1 protein-coding gene and 1 pseudogene are annotated in these 1,564 nt (G+C 55.6%); one reads left to right on the top strand and one right to left on the bottom strand.

Annotated features, from left to right (window positions below):
• A pseudogene (locus tag WAQ08_RS17635) lies at positions 1–1,089 on the bottom strand (hypothetical protein); the annotation flags it as partial.
• A gap of 58 nt (positions 1,090–1,147) precedes the next feature.
• Here WAQ08_RS17635 and thyA point away from each other — a divergent pair.
• The coding region (thyA, locus tag WAQ08_RS17630; RefSeq protein ID WP_422193380.1) for a thymidylate synthase at positions 1,148–1,564 on the top strand (417 nt) is incomplete at its 3' end.

Genomic DNA, 1,564 nt, shown 5'->3' with positions numbered 1-1,564 from the left:
GCCTGTAAGTGTCTCAAAATCGATGATCAGATTCGGCTTGTTGCGCGAGGCCAGCGTGAGCGTGTCGGCAAGCACCATGCGGCCTTCGGCGTCGGTGTGCATGATCTCGATGGTGGTGCCGTTCAGCGCTGTCACGATGTCGTTCTGCTTGTACGCTTTCGGGCTGATGTGGTTTTGCGCGATGGCCAGCCAGCAGTCGATGTTGACCGGCAGCTTTTGCTGCGTAGCAGCGAGCAGGATACCAAGCGCCACTGCCGAACCATTCATGTCCTCGTGCATGCCGTGCATGTAGCGGGCCGGCTTGAGATTATGGCCGCCGGTATCGAAGCAGATCCCCTTGCCTACCAGCGCCACAGTTTGTTTGGCCTTGGCATGACGATAGCGCAGATGCACGATCGCCGCATCTTCCGTCTCGCTGCCCTGCGCCACCGCAACAAACGCGCCGGCACCCATCTTGCGCAATGCTTTTAGATCGAATTCCTTGAACTTCCAGCCTTGCTGTCTGGATAGCTCTTTGGTGCGCTTGCGATACAAGGCTGGAGTGAGTTCATTGGGCGGCAGCACAGTCAGGGTGCGGCACAGCAGATTGCCCTCTGCCTGCGCCTTGAGCAGGTCGAATACTTTTTTATCAGCGTAACCATGCAACGCGATTTTTTGCAGCGGCTTGCGCTGGTCTGCCTTTTTCTTGTGCAACGGCAGTGGCGCGCCGTTCACCCATGCCGCATACACCGCTGCTTCGGCGGCCAGCTGGCTTTGTGCTTTATCCCCCTGCACGACGATGGTGATGCTGGTTGGCTGTTCGTCCAGCAACAACTGCACAGCCTTGCGCGCCTGATTATGCAAAGCAAAATTCGTCTTGCTGAAATCCAGCATGGCCCAGACCAGCAAATTGCCATCGGCATGATTGGCTGTAACCGGTGCATCGCCGAATTTATCGGCCTTGATGCCGCGCCGCTTGAGTACTGCGAGCAACAGATCACGATATGGCACTTCACGTGGCAATACCTTGCCCTTGGGCATCAGTACCAGCAAATGTGCAGCATTCAAGGTTTTTGGTACAGCAGAAGCAGCGGTCAGTTGTGCTAGCATTACGTCCTCAAAAGTTATTCAATCAGCCCCGATTATACGGGCATTCAGACTACCAACTATGCGTCCATATCTTGACCTCATGCAACACGTGCTCGATCACGGCACAAAGAAAAGCGATCGCACCGGCACCGGCACAGTCAGTGTGTTCGGCTACCAGATGCGCTTCAACCTTGCGGAGGGCTTTCCGCTGGTCACCACCAAAAAATGCCACATGAAATCCATCGTGCATGAACTGCTGTGGTTTTTACAAGGTGACACCAATATCAAGTATCTCAAAGACAATGGCGTCAAGATCTGGGATGAGTGGGCCGACGAACAAGGCAACCTGGGCCCGGTGTATGGCAAGCAGTGGCGTTCCTGGGCCACACCCGATGGCCGCGTGATCGATCAAATTTCAGAAGTCATCGCGCAGATCAGGAAGAACCCGGACTCGCGCCGCCTGATCGTTTCCGCCTGGAACGTCAGCGATCTGGAC

Source organism: Aquabacterium sp. (assembly GCF_049274795.1).
Taxonomy (GTDB): Bacteria; Pseudomonadota; Gammaproteobacteria; order Burkholderiales; family Burkholderiaceae_C; genus Aquabacterium.
The sequence above is the reverse complement of the archived record's forward strand: the minus strand, read 5'-3'. Positions and strand labels throughout refer to the sequence as shown.